We start from the raw sequence: 15,507 nt of genomic DNA, 5'->3' as shown, positions 1-15,507 counted from the left end.
GAGCTCACGGCACCGGAACTGCCTGCAGCACAGCGTCGATCACGACATCGGGCGTGACCCGTGCGCTGGCGGCCTCGAAGCCGAGGATCAGACGATGACGCAGCACGCGGTGTGCGAGCCGGGCGATGTCCTCGGGCAGGACATGGCTGCGGCCGCGCAGCACGGCCATTGCCCGGGCGGTCCGGCACAGCGCGATGGTGGCCCGCGGACTCGCGCCGTACTCGATCAGCCGGGCGAGATTCGGGGACAGGTGCCGTTCCGGGTCGCGGGTCACCCCGACCAGACGGCTCGCGTACTGCACCAGCGCGCGGTCCAGGTGCACCGCCTGCGCGGCCGCCTGCGCCCGGCGGACGTCGGCGAGGGTGACGACCGGCGCGGCGTGATGGCCGCGGTCATACAGGCCGGCGTCCATCCGGCCGATGATCTCGACCTCCTCGTCCACCGACGGATACTGCACCAGCTCCTTGAGCATGAATCTGTCGGTCTGGGCTTCGGAGAGCGGGTAGGTGCCCTCCTGGTCCACCGGGTTCTGGGTGGCTATGACCAGGAACGGCTCCGGTATCGGATACTCGACGCCGGCGATGGTGGTTTGGCGTTCTTCCATCGCCTCCAGCATCGCGCTCTGGGTCTTGGCGCTCGATCGGTTGATCTCGTCGAGGAGCACGATGTTGGCGTGCACGGGCCCGAGCTGCGTCGCGAAGGTGTTGCTGGCGGCCTCGTAGATCTGGGTGCCGATGATATCGCTGGGCAGCAGGTCAGGGGTGCACTGGATGCGACGGAAGGCCCCGTCGATCGCCTCGGCGACCACCCGGGCGGCCGTGGTCTTCGCCAGGCCGGGAACGCTCTCGATCAGCAGGTGCCCCCCGGAGAGCAGCACGAGCAGCATCGATTCCCGCAGATCGGCCTGTCCCACGACCTTTGCCGAGAAGGCTGTGGCCACCGCTGCGACGACGTCCCCGGCCTCCGGACCGACTGCCGGATCGGGCTGCAGACGAGGTGTGGTCATGGGTCCTTCCGGCTCGGGGCAACTGCCGACTCCGGGTACCCAGATTTGCTGGGGCGTAACCGGGCATAAACCCAGTAAAGATGTATGTGCTAAACATATTTAATGTTCCTGCCCGCCGCGCCCGATGATATGCAGACGCGCTATGACCACCTGGACGACCTGTTGACCCGCCTGCACATGGCGCGGCAACGGCCGGCCTGGCGGGAACGGCTGCTGGACGGCGCGGATCCGGTGGCCAGCGTGGCCACCCTGCGAGCGCTGCGCGCGGTCGAGCACCACCAGCAGATCGGCGCGGGGGCCTCGATCGGTGATGTCGCCGAGTACCTGGCCGTCGAGCACTCCACCGCCAGCCGTACGGTGTCCGGCCTGGTAGCCGCCGGCCTGTTGGCGAAATCCGCCGCCGCCGACGATCAGCGCCGCAGTGTGCTGATGCTGACCGAACTCGGGACCCGGGCACTGGCCACCGTCACCGAGCGGCGCCGCGAGCTGGTCGCCGAGACCGTCGCGGACTGGCCGAGCGCGGATGTCGACGTTCTGGTCGGCCTGCTGGAGCGGTTGACCGATCGATTCGAAGTGGTGACCGGTAGGTGAATACGCAGACAACCGCTGCGGTAGCCCGGCCCCGGGGGGCCCTGGGCCTGATGTTCGACCCCGTCTTCGGCGCCCTGTTCTGGGGCAAGATGTTCTCGGTCGTCGCGGTGTGGACGCACAGCATCATCGCCGCGGTGGTGATGTACGAGGCCACCGGATCGGCCCTGATGGTCGGACTGGTCGGTGTCGTGCAGTTCGGGCCGCAACTCATCCTGAGCCCGATCAGCGGCAAGTGGGCCGACACCGGCAACCCGGGCCGGCAGATCCTGCTCGGCCGGGCACTGTGTATCGCCGGTTCCGGATTGGTGGCCACCTGGATGTTCATCGAGCCGGGGTTGCAAGGCTTTTCGGTGGCCGTACCGATCCTGCTCGGCTCGACCCTGGTGGGTTTCGGCTTCGTGGTCGGCGGCCCGGCGATGCAGTCGATCGTCCCCGATCTGATCCGCGAGGGCGAATTGTCCACCGCGATGGCGCTCAACAGCATGCCGATGACCATCGGCCGGGTCCTGGGCCCGGCCGCCGGCGCCTACCTGGCCGCACACTTCGGTGCGGCCACCGGATTCGCGTTCAGCGCCGCGATGCATCTGGTATTCGCGATCCTGTTGGTGGTCGTCCGGCTGCCTTCACCTCCGGAACGGTCCTCCGACACCGACTTCCGGGTACGGACGGCACTGCGATATGTCTGGCGGGACCGCCCGCTGCTACTGGCCCTGGTGGCGGTGACGACCGTGGGGGTCGCCGCCGACCCGTCGATCACCCTGGCGCCGTCGCTGGCCGATTCGCTCGGCGGCGGCACCCGGATGGTGGGGACCCTGTCGGCGATCTTCGGCCTCGGCGCCGGGATCGGCATGGTGGCACTGGCAATGCTGGGCGGTCGGGTCGCCTCGGCGCGGGTGTCCTTCATCGGCCTGATGGGGCTGGGACTGGGCTGTGGCGTGCTGGCCGGCAGTGTGGTTCCCGCCGTGGCGATCGGCGGCTTCGCGCTGGCCGGGTTGGGCTTCGGATGGGCGCTGACCGGCCTCAGCACGGTCGTGCAGGAACGTGCCCCGCAGGAGCTGCGGGGCCGGATCATGGCGCTCTGGCTGGTCGGCTTCCTCGGATCACGCCCGATTGCCGCGGCACTGCTCGGCGGGACGGCCGACCTGCTGAATGTGCAGGTGGCCTTCGCCGTGGCGGCGGCCCTCGCGCTCGTGGTGGCGGTGTTGTGCCGGCCGTCGAAGCTCACCGGCGCCCTGCCCGTGCGCTGACACCGTCGGCATCATCCGGATATCCGATCGTTATCAAGGTTTGCCTCGATTGTCACTCGGGTAACTCTGGTCACAGCGCGGACGTGTTCGCGCACATCGAAACCGACAAGAGAGCCGAATGGATCATCCTCATGAATACCGTCCTGTACCTCAGCGCCGGCGGCGCCGCATACGAGACCCGCGCCTATAGCACCGCCGACATCACCCGGCTGGTGTGCGACCAAGGTCTGCAATCACTCACCAGCGCCGACCGGCAGTTCGACTTCTGGTTCAGCCCCTCCACCGGCCGGTGCCAGCGCCGCGTCAACCGCAACGCCACCGATCTGCTCTTGGCGACAACCACTTTCGGCGCGAAGACAGTGCCGCTGCTGCGCGGCGGCGTGGTCATCGCCACCCACGACCTCGATGGCGACCTCGACGGCCTGAGCTGGCAGCAACTCGACCTGCTCGCCCGACTCAGCCGAACCATCACCAAACGCGACGATCGTCGCCTGAACCGGCGGGTGCTGCGCGCCGAGGGATCGACCCGGCCTGCCGGCACGGCGGCGGTGACATCACCGGCCCCGGTGATGCCCCACCCCGTCTCCTGATCCGAACTAGTTCTGCTGCTGGCGCTTACGCTTCTCGGCCTGCTGAAGGTCCTCGATGCGGTCGGCCTGGACGCGCTGCTCCTGCGCTGATTCCTGCTTGTCGCGGGCGTCCGCCAGCTTCGCCTGAGCCGTCTTCTCCCGGTTCTTCTCCGCGTCGTCGATGCGCTTGATCTCGGCCGCCTCGGCGTTCTCCCGGGCCTGCTTGCGCTGGGCCGCCGTTTCCTCGGCGTTCCGTTTCGCGGCCGCGGTGCGCTTCTGGGCGGTCTGGGCCGCGTCGACGCGACGACGTTGCGCCTCTTCCTCGGCGTCCTCGACGGCGTCGGCCTTGGCCGCGTGCGCCGCGCTGCGGTCCTCGGCCGCCTCCTCGCGCACCGCGCGGAGTTGGGTGTCCGCCTGCTCCTGCTGCGCCGAGGCCTGCAGATCGAGTTGGGCGGCGCGTCCACGGTCGGCACTGCGCTGCGCGAGTGCAACGCCGCTGCGGCGCAACCCCGGATCGCCCAGGACATTGCCGGCGGCAGCGTCGAGTGCGCCCAGGGAGCGTTCGAAGATCAGCCGGGCGGGCGCCTCGGTGTCCATCCGCGCCAGCACCCGTTGCTCCAGCAGATCGAGGGGAAGCCGGACGAGGCGGTACTGAGCGCGCAACACGGTGCGCGGGATTTCGATGATGAACATGTCGTGACTCCTAGGTCGCAGATGTGTCAGGGCAGGTCGGCTTGATCGGTCAACCGGTCGGCACGCTGCCTGAGGCGGTCGGCCTCGGACTGGTCCTCGGCGGCCTGGCCGACCTGTTCACGGTGGGTATCAAGGGCGTCGACGACCTCGGCGTCCGCCGCACGGACCGCGACGCGTTCGTCACGTTTGGCTTCCTCCACATCGCGTTGCGCGTCGAGATCCGCCTGCACCTGTTCCTGTACGGCCTCGTTGCGGGCGTGCCTGGCCGCAGATTGCTCCTGCGCCACCTGCTGCGTTTGGACCGACTCTTCGACCGCCGCAGTGGTTGTACGCACTGAATTACGTTGTGCGGCAGCGAGTGAGCGGCCTGACGCCGCTTCGTCATGGGCGGCGGCCGCCTCTGCGTCGGCCACCGCGTCCACGGCATTCGCCTCCTTGCGGTGCTTGGCCTGGGTCTGCTCCAACTGACCTTCGGCGGCCAGTGAATCGTTGCCGGTCACCGCACCGGCGATCTCCTTGGCCTTACCCTTGACCGAATCGATCAGACCCTTGCGGGCCTCGTCGGCCTTGTGATGCTCACTCATGGTTCTCCTCCCGGCGCATGACACGACGTCATCCGATCGGTTTCTCTGCACTGTCTGTGTTCCCGGGGCACTGGTCTCGGCCCGCTGCTCACGTATGCGCAACATCCATTGCGCATCGGCCACGAACGACCGCTTCCGGCAGGATGCTCCGATTCGCCGAATCTCAAACCTGAGTGCAATCGATGTCCCCTGGGTACTAGCAGGCCATGACCTCTGAGATGCAGGCCGCGGCCTCCCGGGACACCGGCAGCCCGGAGAAGCTCAAGCGCAAGATCACCGGCCCGTTGTTGTTCCTGTTCATCCTGGGCGACGTCCTCGGCGCCGGTATCTACGCACTGATGGGTGTCCTGGCAGGCGAGGTCGGGGGCGCGTTGTGGGTGCCGCTGCTGGTGGCACTGCTGCTGGCGCTGCTGACGGCGGGCTCCTATGCCGAACTGGTGACCAAATACCCCCGGGCCGGCGGGGCCGCAGTCTTCGCCGAACGAGCCTTCGGCCGCCCGCTGCTGTCCTTCCTGGTCGGCTTCTGCATGCTCGCCGCCGGTATCACCAGTGCCGCCGGCCTGTCGCTGGCGTTCTCCGGCGACTACCTCGCCACCTTCGTCGACGTCCCGGCGGTGCCCGCCGCCATCGTCTTCCTCGGATTGATCGCGCTGCTCAATGCGCGCGGGATCAGCGAATCGGTGAAGTCCAACGTGGTGATGACGGTCATCGAACTGAGCGGCCTGCTCCTGGTCATCATCGCCGGGGCGGTGGCGGTGGGAGCCGGGCGGGGCGACGTCGGACGGGTCGGGGAGTTCCCGGCAGGCTCGGTCCCGGCGATGGCCATCCTGGGCGGTGCGATCATCGCCTACTACTCCTTTGTCGGCTTCGAGACTTCCGCGAACGTCGCCGAGGAGATCCGCGATCCCAGCAAGGTCTATCCCAAAGCCCTGTTCGGCGCGCTCATCTGCGCCGGGCTGGTCTACGTGCTGGTCGGGATCGCCAGTGCCGCAGTACTGGCGCCCGGTGATCTCGCCGAGTCCACCGGCCCGCTGCTGGAAGTCGTGTCCGCGGCCGGGATCGGCGTGCCGGAGTGGGCCTTCAGCGCGATCGCGCTCATCGCGGTCGCCAACGGTGCACTGCTGACGATGATCATGTCGAGCCGGCTCACATACGGGATGGCCGAGCAGGGGCTTCTACCCCGAGTGTTCTCCCGCGTGCTCCCGCGCCGCCGGACGCCGTGGGTCGCCATCGTCGCGACCACCGTTGCGGCGATGCTGTTGACGCTCATCGGTGATCTGGCCACCCTGGCCGAAACGGTGGTCCTGCTCCTGCTGGTGGTGTTCATCTCGACCAATGTCGCGGTCCTGGTGCTACGCCGCGATACCGTCGCGCACCCGCACTTCCGGGTGTGGACGGCGGTGCCGGTGCTGGGAGTCGGGTCCTGTCTGCTGCTGCTCACCCAGCAGACGGCAAAGGTGTGGTTGTTCGCCGCGATCCTGCTGGCCGTCGGTGCAGCTCTGTTCGCCGCGGCGAAGGCTGCGAGCCGCCGCGCCCCGAGCGGCGACGGGGCACCGCGCTACTGATCGACAGCGGACGGCGGTCGCCGTTCGGCAATCGCCGCGAGTCGCTTCGTGCACTCCCGATTCCGCGGCACCGCGGCGGCCAGCGCCAGGCGCTCCGGGATCCATCCCATCGGGAAGCCCACCGGGACCTCCGCCATATCGATGCGGCAGCCACCATCGGCAGTGTCCTCCAGCCGCATCGTGATCCGCGCCTTGCCGAACGGTCTTCCCTTGGCCAGCAGGACGAGTTGTCGCTTGGGCTCGCAGTCTTCGACGACCGTGTGATCATCGAGGAGCAGCGGCCAGACGCCGATGGAATGATGGATGGTGCTGCCGGGAGCCGGCCAATTCGGGTCCACCGCCCGCATCCGGCTGTTGCCCACCACCCACTGGGAGTAGGTCCACCCGTCGGCGATCACCGCCCACACCTGATCTCGCGATGCGGATGTCTCCCGGGTTACGGTCAATGCACTGTCGGCCTCGTCGGGGTGCGCCATGTGGCAGAGATACCCACCCCCGACGGCGGCCAATCAGCACCAGCCTCGTGCATGTGCGCCGGGACCACCCCGGTTCGCTGCGCACAGTCGTTTCAGCTGTTCAGCAACCGAGCGTCCGTGGGCGCCTTGAACTTCTACGGCGACCGCCCCGGCGTCTTCGATGAGGAATCCCTGGAACTGGGTCTGACGTTGGCGACCCATACCGCCAGGCCAAGGGCATGTCGATGGAGCGCTACGGCATCGATGCCGCCGCCGCGTTCGGCCTTCTCCGCAAGCTGTCTCAGGAATCGAACGCCCCCCTCGCATCCCTGGCCGAAAAGGTCGTCGAGGCATCGCGCGTGAGCACCCGCGATCGCTGACCACGTGTCCGGAGCGCACACCCACCGGAGCCCGGGTTAGTATCAGGCGAACGTGGGTTCAGGTCGATGCCCATCCGGCGCTGTTTTGTGGAGCCCTGATGAAATCCGACCGTTTGGACGTTTTCCCTGAGCGCTTTGGCATCGAGTCCAGCGATCCCGATCTGATCCAGAAGCATCTCGATCAGACCTACTCCGCGCGTTTCGCGATTTCCCGCCCCGCCTCCGGGGCGTGTTCGCTCGCGCACACACGAATCGATGCCGGCAGCTACGCCATCGAGGACATCCGGCACGCGGGCGAGGTACTGCTACGCGCCGACCGTGTCCCCTCCGTCGTGGCGTTGTTCGTGGTCAGCGGGCATGCCGAGGTCGAACACGGGAGGTTGACCGGTGTTGCGGGGCCCGGACAATGGGTCCTCACCTCCAGTGGTGTGGGGGGTGTCCGGGTCCGTGCCAGAAATGCCCAACTGCGCTCGGTGGTCGTCGCCCGTTCCCTGTTGACCGAGGTGGCGGCGATCGACACGGCCGCGACCGCGGTGCCGCGGTTCACCGGTCTCGTCCCGGTGAACGCCGGCGCAGCACGAACCCTCGGCACCACCGAGCGTTTCCTGTACCGGCTGCTCACCGACCAGGAGGACACCGACAACCGGATCCTGCTGGCATCGGCCGGCCGACTGCTGGCCAGCGCGCTGCTCACCACGTTCCCGAACGATCTGCCACCCGAGGACGTCCCGGAGGACGCCGGCACCTTGCCGGTGTTGCTGCGTCAGGCCATCGAGTTCATCCAGGACAACGCCGCCCACGACATCGGGGTCAGCGATGTGGCGTCCGCGCTCTACCTGTCGCCACGCACCGTGCAGTACATGTTCCGGCGGCACCTGGACACCACACCGACCGCCTTCCTGCGCGATATCCGGCTGGCGCGGGCCCGGGAGGAGCTCATCGCGAGCGATCGCAGTGTCACCACCGTGGCCGCAACCGCTGCGCGCTGGGGCTTTGCGCACACCGGGCGGTTCGCGGTCATCTACCGGCGGGCGTTCGGGGAAAGCCCGCACGAGACCCTGCGGCGCTGAGCGACCCACCATCTGCGTTCACCGGATACCAGGTTTTCGGATTGTGGATTCGCGACCTCCCATTTGTTTTTCGCCACGGGTACCATTGCCTGTGGTTCAGCAGCAGCCAGACACGTCGCATTTGCGACTTCAGGTAAACCACAGACGTGATGTGGAGCGGAGAAGCTGCCATGACGGACACCCTTGCCAGCGGCACCCACTCGCGGCCGGCGCCATTGGAGATGGCCACCGAGTGGCGCGATATCGACCTGGCCGTCATCACGGTCGCCGGTGATATCGACGCGGCGAACACCCGCGTGTTGTTGGACTACACGCTCGGCAAGCTGTTGCTGTGTCGCCGGATGATTCTCGACCTGACCGGTGTCGGGTTCTTCGCCACCGACGGCTACTGGGCGCTCAGGACCCTTGGATCTCGATGTGTCCTGGCGGACACGGAGTTCACCCTGCTGCCGGGAGTCCGGGCCGGGCGGACGTTGCGGATCTGCGAACAGGCCGACCAGCACGCGCACTGAGCCGTCCGTTGGGAGGGCGGTGCCGTGATGCGGCGTCCACCGTCAGTGCAGTGCACCCTCGGCAGGACTGAATGCGCTCGTACCGGCGTGGTAGGCGGGGATCGTCTGGACGGTGTTCGAGTCCGGGGTGATCGCGGTGGCGGCCATGGCCTGGTTGGTGGTCATGGCCCCGATGGCGAGGATGGCCGCGGCGCCGAGCATTGCGAATCCGGCAACGAACTGGTGGGCGATGCTCTTCATTCCGTGATCTCCTATGCTGCTGAGCTTTTGAGTTCTGCGCCGGTCTGCTCCGGCTATGACTCAAACAATGCCGCAGATGGGAGTCGTGGTCTGTCGGGCGACCGGACCCCGGACGGGGGGAATCGACTGTCCCCCGATCGGGGGAAACCGGTGGGCCCGTCCCGCGCGAGAACCCGCGTTGCCGCTACGAATCGGGTCCTTCGGAGTCCTCGCTGGGCAGCGCCTCGGCGCCCGGGGTCGCCGGCGCCAGCGCCTCTTCCTCGCCGGCCTGGACCTCGGTCGGCTTCGGTTCCGGATTGGTCATCGCTGATCTCCTCACGGTTCACGACATCTGGTCGGTGTGCCTGTACCCGGCTCCGCGCGGACGTAATCAGCTGCTCGTGTCGAGCCGTGCTCGGGCGACCTCGGCCGCGCCGTTGCCGGTGACCAGCCACAGGGTGGCCAGGCTGGCCACCAGGTCCCCGACGCTCACGTCGGTGGCTCCGTTGACGAACGCGAGGATCGCGTCTGCGGTACCACCGATGATGAACGCCGGCGCCACCAGGGCCAGCGGGTCCTTCTCCAGTTCCACATCGTGCACGGTGCGCGCGTGACCGACCAGAACACCCGTCAGTCCGCGCAGCACGTTGTCTCGATGTTGTTGCACGGCAGCTGAACTGGAGACCGAACCGAGAAGCACCCGGGCCCGCCTCGGATCTCGGATCAAGGTGCGCACCAACGCATCGACGGCCACGAAAGCCTGTTGTTCCAGCGGCTCGGCGGCCGCGCCGGCGACCGCCGCCAGTGTGGTCGTGCGCACCTCGTCGGCGATGTCGTCGACGGCCGAGGTGGCCACCTCGTCCAGGCTCGCGAAGCTCTCGTAGAAGTACCGCTTGTTCAGACCCGCTGCGGCGCAGAGCTTGTCGACGGTGATGGTCCGCCAACCGTTGCCGTCCATCGCATCCAGCGCGGCATCGAGCAGCCGAGCGCGGCGGTGCAGACGACGCGCTTCGGCACTCTGGCCGCCGTAGCTGCGCTGCGGGGTCTCGGACACGACACGATCGTCGCACTCTCGCGACCTGCCCGTTGACACCACCCCGAGAGTCTGGCACGGTTCGGTACCAGATAGATGGTGGTGCGAAATCGTTCCTGATGTGCAGGAGGCCGGCCCATGACCACGTCCCCCGTCCTCGCGGATCTGGACCGGATCGGCCGATGACCGTCGCGCTCCCGGCGGAGACCATCGCGTCGGCGAAGCTGCAACTGCAGTCCGCCGCGGCCGCCGTGGCATCGCGCTACCCCAGCCAGGTCGAACCACTGGCGGCACCGCCGCCGGGATCCGGGCTCAAACCCGTGATGGGCAACTACGGTTTCCCGGTCCTCGGGCACATCCTGGATACGATCGCCGATCCGCTGGATTTCGCTCGGCGGCGTTATGACCGCTACGGCCCGGTGTCCTGGGCCGGCGGTATCGGGTTCCGCGTCGTGCAGTTGCTGGGGCCCGAGGCGCTGGAGACGGTGTGGATCAACAAGGACAAGGCGTTCTCCAGCACCCGCGGCTGGGCCCCGGTGATCGGGCCGTTCTTCCACCGCGGAATCATGCTGCTGGACTTCGAGGAGCACCGCGACCACCGGCGCATCATGCAGCAGGCGTTCACCCGCTCGGCGCTGGAGGGCTACCTGGATCTGATGCGGCCCGGCATCGCCCGGACGGTCCGCGGCTGGCCCACCACGCGGCGCTTCCCGCTTTACGACGGGGTCAAGAAGCTGTTGCTCGACCAGGCGGCCGAGGTGTTCGTCGGCGCGCGGCTGGGCGCCGAGTCCGACCGGTTGTCCGAGGACTTCCACCACACGGTGTACGGCGGGCAGGCAATCATCCGGGCCGATGTCCCCGGTGGGGCCTGGGCCCGCGGTCTGCGTGCGCGGGAACGCCTCGAACGCTATTTCGCCGTGCAGATCCCGGCGCGTCGTGCCGGCGCGGGTACCGACCTGTTCTCGATGCTGTGCCGCAGCAGAAGCGAGGACGGTGACCGGTTCGCCGACGAGGACATCGTCAACCACATGATCTTCCTGCTGATGGCCGCGCACGACACCAGTGCCATCGCGATCTCCATGCTGGCCTACGAACTCGGCCGCCATCGGGATTGGCAGCAGGCGCTCCGGGACGAGGCCCACACCGAGCCGGCCGACGAACTCGGACTCGACGCTATCGACCGGAACTATCCCCTGTTGGACTGCGCCTTCAAGGAGACCCTGCGCATGTACGCCCCGGCCGGCACGTTGTTCCGGCAGGCGATCAAGGACACCGAGGTCGCCGGGCACTACATCCCCCGCAAAGCGCAGGTGGCGATCAACGTGTACGCCTCCATGCGGCTGGCCGACTGGTGGCCCGAGCCGGACCGGTTCAACCCCGACCGGTTCACCGCGGGAGCCGATTTCGGCGCGGTCGGCCGGTACGCCTTCGCGCCGTTCGGCGGCGGTGTGCACAAATGCCTCGGCCAACAGTTCGCCGATATGAACGTCAAAGCCGTGATGCACCAACTACTCCGAACCTTCGAGTGGACGGTACCGAAGGGCTACCACCCGCGCATGGGGTGGGGAACCGGCCCCACGCCCGCGGACGGGCTGCCGGTGAGCATGCGCCGGCTGGGTATCAGCGGCGGCGGTGGTGGTAGCCGTGGTGGTGGCGGTTGCGTACGTTGGTGAGCCCGGCCTTCGCGGTGTGGCTGTAGCCGGCGTCGGCGATCTGGGAAGTCGACGGCCCGGGCCCGACATTGGCGGCGCAGGCCACCGATATCGGCCATCCGGGCCGCGCACCAGGTGAAACACGTTTCCCCCGATCGGGGGAATGTCTCGATCAGCCCGCCGTCAACAGGATGTACTGCGCCGACATCTGTTGGTGGGCGTCGGACAGGGTCTCGGCGTTGACCTCGACCGCGTACCGGCCGGCGACAGCGACACAGTAGAAGCCCTTACCGCGTGCGGTGCAACGGCTGTCGGGCAACCCCGGCACCGCCGCGGCCGCCGTGGCGCCCTGGGCGGTGACCTCCTTGTCGAACGAGCCGACCACCATCGATGCCAGCCCGGGGCTTTTCGCCTCGTACACATTCGTCAACGCCATCGCGACGGTCGATACACCGGTGTCGGTGAACAACGTCTTGGACGCGGTGGGATTGCTCTGGAAATGCATGGCGCCCCGCCGGGTGTAGACGGCGTTCTTTGTCTTGGCCGCGCTGTTCGCCGCGGGCAGGGTCTTGGCCAGCAGACCGGTCGGGTCCAGCGGGACTTCGGCGAGGGCGTCGACGGGGGCCGGGTCGAAGTCGTCGATGCGCGGGCCCTGGACGTCGATCGCCTTCTGGACCAGCGCGGTGGCCGCGTCGAGTCCGTCCACGGACTGCACGAGTTGCATGAACACGAACGGGCCGTGCGGCGCGAACGATCGGACCACCGCCCATTCCCGGCCCGATTCGTGCGGGGTGAACGGGTACGTGGATGCCGCCGCTTCGGGATGGCCCGGAATCGTCGCGGGCGCCGGGGTGACCCCGCGGATGGCTTGGTCAGCTGCGGCGGCGTTCATGTCCGCGGCCGCGGCGGTCGCCGCCGCGGGGTCGGGGAACCGGAACACCGCATTGATCATCACCGCCTTGTCGGTGCTCTGCCGGGCCGAGGCGAACCCGTTGACGAACCCGTGCCGGTCCGCCTGCTGTGCGACGCCGTCCGGCGCGAACTGCGCCAGCGCGAGGGCGGTGTCGAGCAGGTAGTAGGTGGACAGATACGGGGTGCTCAGATCGGCATCGGCCTCCCACGGGCCGACGACATGGTCGGCCATGCGCTGGGCCTCGACGATCGCGCCGATGGTCGGGTCGCCCGCATTTCCCAGCGGCGGCCGGCGCGCGGTCGGATAGCCGCCGGCGTCGAGGGCGGCGGGGCTCACGACGGGCGGCTCCGTGGTCGTCGCCATCGCCGGGTTCGTTTCGGTGGTTGCCGAATCATCGGTCCCGCCGCATGCCACGAGGACCGCGGCGGCCACTCCGGCGACACCGAATTTGCTGAAGCGGCGCAACACATCTGAGATATCCATGCTGCACTAGACCCTATCCGGGTCGCCGGAGATCAGAGCGGTGTATGGGCCGAATTCATCACCAGGTTGTACAGCGGCGTACCCCAGGCGTGCGCGCCGCTGGTGGCCGGCGCGTAGGCGGTGTGGATCGCGATCGCCGCGGCGGGGATCTCCTCGGCTTCGGCGTCGTAATCGCACACCGGGTCGCCCACATCGCAGACGCTGACGGTGCGGGCTCCGATCTGCGGCGGCAGCGGCGATGTGTCGGTCGACGCCAGGAAGGAGTGTTCCTGGGCGACCCCCTTGCCCATGCCGGGCACCACGGCCGTCGATCCCATGTTGATGGTGGTGTCGGTGGGCAACCGATCCCCGTCGGCGACCAACAACGCGGCCACCACGTGCCCGGTGTCGGCCAGGTCGTGCAGATTGCGGTGGATCACCATCGCGCCCTGCGAGTACCCGGCGAGCACCACCTTGGTCTGCGGGCAGCGCTCGGCGAAGGCCTCGAGTTGTTCGGCGGCGGCGTCGGTGCCGTCCTCGACGCTGTCCATGAAGTCCATCCAGCCGCCCAGACCGCCGCCGAGCGGGACGGGCGCGGCCGGGTACTGCACGGCCTCGGCCGTCATGGTCTGTCCGCCGGCGGCCAGTTCGGTGGCCAGTTGCCGGTAGGACCGGTAGACGACATCGCCCATGCCACCGTTGGCGGCGAGCGCCGCGCCGTCACGCTGCCCCGAACCGGCGGCGCCGATCCAGTGGAAGTCCGCGCAGGCCGGCGCCGCGGCGGCGGTTCCTGCGGACAGTCCGGCCAGCGTCGTCGCGGCCACCGCGACCGCCATTCCCAGACGAAAGATCATGTGAGCCCCTCCCCACGGCACTACGCGGTACATCGTCGCCGGGGCTGCTCCCCGTTACGGGCGGGTGAGAACCGTCACGCGCGGCAGGGGTATCCGCTGCTCCTGGCACTCCTCACAGATGGACCGGTCGAGGGCGCGCAGCCAGTCCTCGCGCAACCCGCCGGTCGGTCCGCCGCTGAGTGCGATGCGCTGCACACTCGACCCGCAGGCCTGCAGGATCGCGGCGCGGCGCACGAGTGCACGAGCGGCGGTCGCGAAGTCCGCACCGGTGCCACCGTCTTCCACGTCGGCGTGCAGGCCGATGACCTTCAACCGCCGGTCCCCCAACATCAGCGGCGCCCGATCGTCGAGGTAGAGATACAGAGTTTTGGCAGCGCATTCGTCGAGGCGGGCCATCTGGTGCGCGGTGTCGACGATGAAGCGCCGCACCCCGAGGCCGACGGCGCGGCGGCTGATGGCGGTGACCGGTCCACATCGGCACACCACCTGGAACGGGCGGATGCGGTGGCGCTGCACCGCATTCAAGCCCTCGTCGTCACACACCGTGACCGAAACACCATGGGCGCGAGCCCACTCGGCCAGCCTGCGATCGGTCAACGCGGCGGCGGGCACACTGTGCCCGACGTTGATGACGGTCTGCGGTATGACGGGATCCAGAGCGAGAGTCATGCCTTCAGGTCTACGGCGGCCCGCACTTCCCGGCCCGCGTCCAGACGCATTCTTGACGGCCGCGGGGCACATCTCTACGCGGTGTTGATTCGCCGGAACTCGCTGGGGTTCACCCCCCGGTACCGTTTGAACGCCGCACTGAAGGTGAACGGGTCCGAGTACCCCACCGCGCGGGCGACTTCCCGGACCGTGGCTTCCTGCTGCTCGATCAGCAGATCCATCGCCAGCGTCATCCGCCAGCCGGTGAGGTACGTCAACGGCGGCTCACCCACCAGCTCGCTGAACCGTTTCGCCAGGGTCGACCGGGACACACCGATCTCGGCGGCCAGCGACGACACCGTCCACGGCGCCGCCGGGTCGGCGTGCAAGAACCGCAGCGCGTCGCCCACCACCGGGTCCCGCTGCGCGCTCCACCAGGCCGGCGGCCTGCCGTCGGGCCGGTCGAACCAGGTGCGCAGCGTGCAGACCAGCATCCAGTCCAGCAGCCGGTCCAGCACGACCTGCTGCCCCGGGACGTCCAGCGCCGCCTCGGCGGCCAGATGGTCGAGCACCGCGTCGCCGGTGTCTCCCCCGGGCAGGTGCAGCACGGCCGGCAGCGTGTCCAGCAGCCGGCGGCTGATCTCACCGCGCACCGGGTAGGCGCCGACGACCAGTGTGGTGCCCCCGGACGCCGGGCCGGCGCAGTCGCTCCATCCGAGCCGGTGCCGGGTGCCGCCGAGTTCCGGTACCGCGCAGAACTCCCCACAGTCCACCGGCTCCGCATTGGTGTCGACATCATCGACGAAGGTGAACGTCTCCGGACCCTTCACCACGACGGTGTCGCGGTCCCGCATCCGGATGGGCTCACCGTGCTGCGGCAGCAGCCAACCCTGCCCACCGACGACCGCGCACAGGGTGAGCGGGGCGCCGTCGATGAAGCGCAGCGCCCACGGTGCGGTCAGCTGCGAGCTGCCGAAGAGCGAGCCGTGGGCACGCACACCGCGGCACAGGTCGCCGAACACATCCACCCCACGAGATTAGACGAATTCACAGG

18 protein-coding genes are annotated in these 15,507 nt (G+C 68.5%); 8 read left to right on the top strand and 10 right to left on the bottom strand.

What is annotated here, in order from left to right:
• Window positions 1-4 precede the first annotated feature (4 nt).
• Window positions 5-1,006 carry an AAA family ATPase gene (locus tag K0O62_RS00955; protein WP_073859126.1) on the bottom strand — a complete coding sequence of 334 codons (1,002 nt, stop codon included), beginning with the start codon at window positions 1,004-1,006 and terminating at the stop codon, window positions 5-7.
• Window positions 1,007-1,108: 102 nt separating this feature from the next.
• Here K0O62_RS00955 and K0O62_RS00950 point away from each other — a divergent pair, with 102 nt between their 5' ends.
• From K0O62_RS00950 to K0O62_RS00940, 3 genes are all read left to right on the top strand, one after another.
• The gene (locus K0O62_RS00950) at window positions 1,109-1,597 is read left to right on the top strand and encodes a MarR family winged helix-turn-helix transcriptional regulator (protein WP_079244452.1); all 489 of its coding nucleotides are present in this window, start codon (window positions 1,109-1,111) and stop codon (window positions 1,595-1,597) included.
• Between the two features lie 50 nt (window positions 1,598-1,647).
• Complete coding sequence (locus tag K0O62_RS00945) at window positions 1,648-2,844, top strand: MFS transporter (RefSeq protein WP_079244453.1); 1,197 nt, start codon at window positions 1,648-1,650, stop codon at window positions 2,842-2,844.
• A 131-nt stretch (window positions 2,845-2,975) separates the two neighbouring features.
• Window positions 2,976-3,434, top strand: coding sequence for a hypothetical protein (locus K0O62_RS00940; protein WP_073859152.1), 459 nt, complete (start codon window positions 2,976-2,978; stop codon window positions 3,432-3,434).
• Between the two features lie 6 nt (window positions 3,435-3,440).
• Here the strand turns inward: K0O62_RS00940 and K0O62_RS00935 are convergent, their stop codons facing one another.
• Together K0O62_RS00935 and K0O62_RS00930 are read right to left on the bottom strand one after the other, a co-directional pair.
• Window positions 3,441-4,106, bottom strand: coding sequence for a hypothetical protein (locus K0O62_RS00935; protein ID WP_073859124.1), 666 nt, complete (start codon window positions 4,104-4,106; stop codon window positions 3,441-3,443).
• A 26-nt stretch (window positions 4,107-4,132) separates the two neighbouring features.
• Window positions 4,133-4,690 carry a CsbD family protein gene (locus K0O62_RS00930; protein ID WP_073859123.1) on the bottom strand — a complete coding sequence of 186 codons (558 nt, stop codon included), beginning with the start codon at window positions 4,688-4,690 and terminating at the stop codon, window positions 4,133-4,135.
• A 206-nt stretch (window positions 4,691-4,896) separates the two neighbouring features.
• On the opposite strand from K0O62_RS00930, the gene K0O62_RS00925 reads away from it, so the two are divergent.
• Window positions 4,897-6,255, top strand: a complete 1,359-nt coding sequence (locus K0O62_RS00925; RefSeq protein ID WP_073859122.1) for an APC family permease — start codon at window positions 4,897-4,899, stop codon at window positions 6,253-6,255.
• On the opposite strand, the gene K0O62_RS00920 is transcribed toward K0O62_RS00925, so the two are convergent.
• The gene (locus tag K0O62_RS00920; protein ID WP_073859121.1) at window positions 6,249-6,731 is read right to left on the bottom strand and encodes an SRPBCC family protein; all 483 of its coding nucleotides are present in this window, start codon (window positions 6,729-6,731) and stop codon (window positions 6,249-6,251) included. The genes K0O62_RS00925 and K0O62_RS00920 overlap by 7 nt on opposite strands.
• 218 nt (window positions 6,732-6,949) lie before the next feature.
• On the opposite strand from K0O62_RS00920, the gene K0O62_RS00915 reads away from it, so the two are divergent.
• The 3 genes from K0O62_RS00915 (at window position 6,950) to K0O62_RS00905 (ending at window position 8,672) form a co-directional block, all read left to right on the top strand.
• Window positions 6,950-7,090 carry an ANTAR domain-containing protein gene (locus tag K0O62_RS00915; protein ID WP_079244478.1) on the top strand — a complete coding sequence of 47 codons (141 nt, stop codon included), beginning with the start codon at window positions 6,950-6,952 and terminating at the stop codon, window positions 7,088-7,090.
• A 98-nt stretch (window positions 7,091-7,188) separates the two neighbouring features.
• On the top strand, window positions 7,189-8,160 hold the full coding sequence (locus tag K0O62_RS00910; protein WP_073859120.1) for an AraC family transcriptional regulator: 972 nt from the start codon (window positions 7,189-7,191) through the stop codon (window positions 8,158-8,160).
• Between the two features lie 170 nt (window positions 8,161-8,330).
• Window positions 8,331-8,672, top strand: coding sequence for an STAS domain-containing protein (locus tag K0O62_RS00905; protein WP_131817467.1), 342 nt, complete (start codon window positions 8,331-8,333; stop codon window positions 8,670-8,672).
• 42 nt (window positions 8,673-8,714) lie between these two features.
• On the opposite strand, the gene K0O62_RS00900 is transcribed toward K0O62_RS00905, so the two are convergent.
• Both K0O62_RS00900 and K0O62_RS00895 read right to left on the bottom strand, forming a co-directional pair.
• On the bottom strand, window positions 8,715-8,912 hold the full coding sequence (locus K0O62_RS00900) for a hypothetical protein (RefSeq protein WP_073859118.1): 198 nt from the start codon (window positions 8,910-8,912) through the stop codon (window positions 8,715-8,717).
• A gap of 370 nt (window positions 8,913-9,282) precedes the next feature.
• Window positions 9,283-9,945, bottom strand: coding sequence for a TetR/AcrR family transcriptional regulator (locus K0O62_RS00895; RefSeq protein WP_073859117.1), 663 nt, complete (start codon window positions 9,943-9,945; stop codon window positions 9,283-9,285).
• A gap of 161 nt (window positions 9,946-10,106) precedes the next feature.
• Between K0O62_RS00895 and K0O62_RS00890 the strand changes: the two genes are divergently transcribed.
• Window positions 10,107-11,597 (top strand): cytochrome P450, encoded by a 1,491-nt coding sequence (locus tag K0O62_RS00890; protein WP_073859116.1) that lies wholly within the window; start codon window positions 10,107-10,109, stop codon window positions 11,595-11,597.
• Between the two features lie 151 nt (window positions 11,598-11,748).
• Here the strand turns inward: K0O62_RS00890 and K0O62_RS00885 are convergent, their stop codons facing one another.
• From K0O62_RS00885 to K0O62_RS00870, 4 genes are all read right to left on the bottom strand, one after another.
• On the bottom strand, window positions 11,749-12,972 hold the full coding sequence (locus K0O62_RS00885; RefSeq protein WP_073859115.1) for a DUF7373 family lipoprotein: 1,224 nt from the start codon (window positions 12,970-12,972) through the stop codon (window positions 11,749-11,751).
• A gap of 32 nt (window positions 12,973-13,004) precedes the next feature.
• On the bottom strand, window positions 13,005-13,805 hold the full coding sequence (locus K0O62_RS00880; protein WP_073859114.1) for a cutinase family protein: 801 nt from the start codon (window positions 13,803-13,805) through the stop codon (window positions 13,005-13,007).
• A gap of 54 nt (window positions 13,806-13,859) precedes the next feature.
• The gene (locus K0O62_RS00875) at window positions 13,860-14,474 is read right to left on the bottom strand and encodes a hypothetical protein (RefSeq protein ID WP_073859113.1); all 615 of its coding nucleotides are present in this window, start codon (window positions 14,472-14,474) and stop codon (window positions 13,860-13,862) included.
• 74 nt (window positions 14,475-14,548) lie between these two features.
• The gene (locus tag K0O62_RS00870) at window positions 14,549-15,481 is read right to left on the bottom strand and encodes an AraC family transcriptional regulator (protein ID WP_073859112.1); all 933 of its coding nucleotides are present in this window, start codon (window positions 15,479-15,481) and stop codon (window positions 14,549-14,551) included.
• Window positions 15,482-15,507 lie beyond the last annotated feature (26 nt).

The sequence above is a fragment of the Mycolicibacterium diernhoferi genome, assembly GCF_019456655.1.
GTDB lineage: Bacteria > Actinomycetota > Actinomycetes > Mycobacteriales > Mycobacteriaceae > Mycobacterium > Mycobacterium diernhoferi.
Note: the sequence above shows the minus strand (reverse complement) of the source record. Positions and strands in the feature narration are given on the sequence as shown.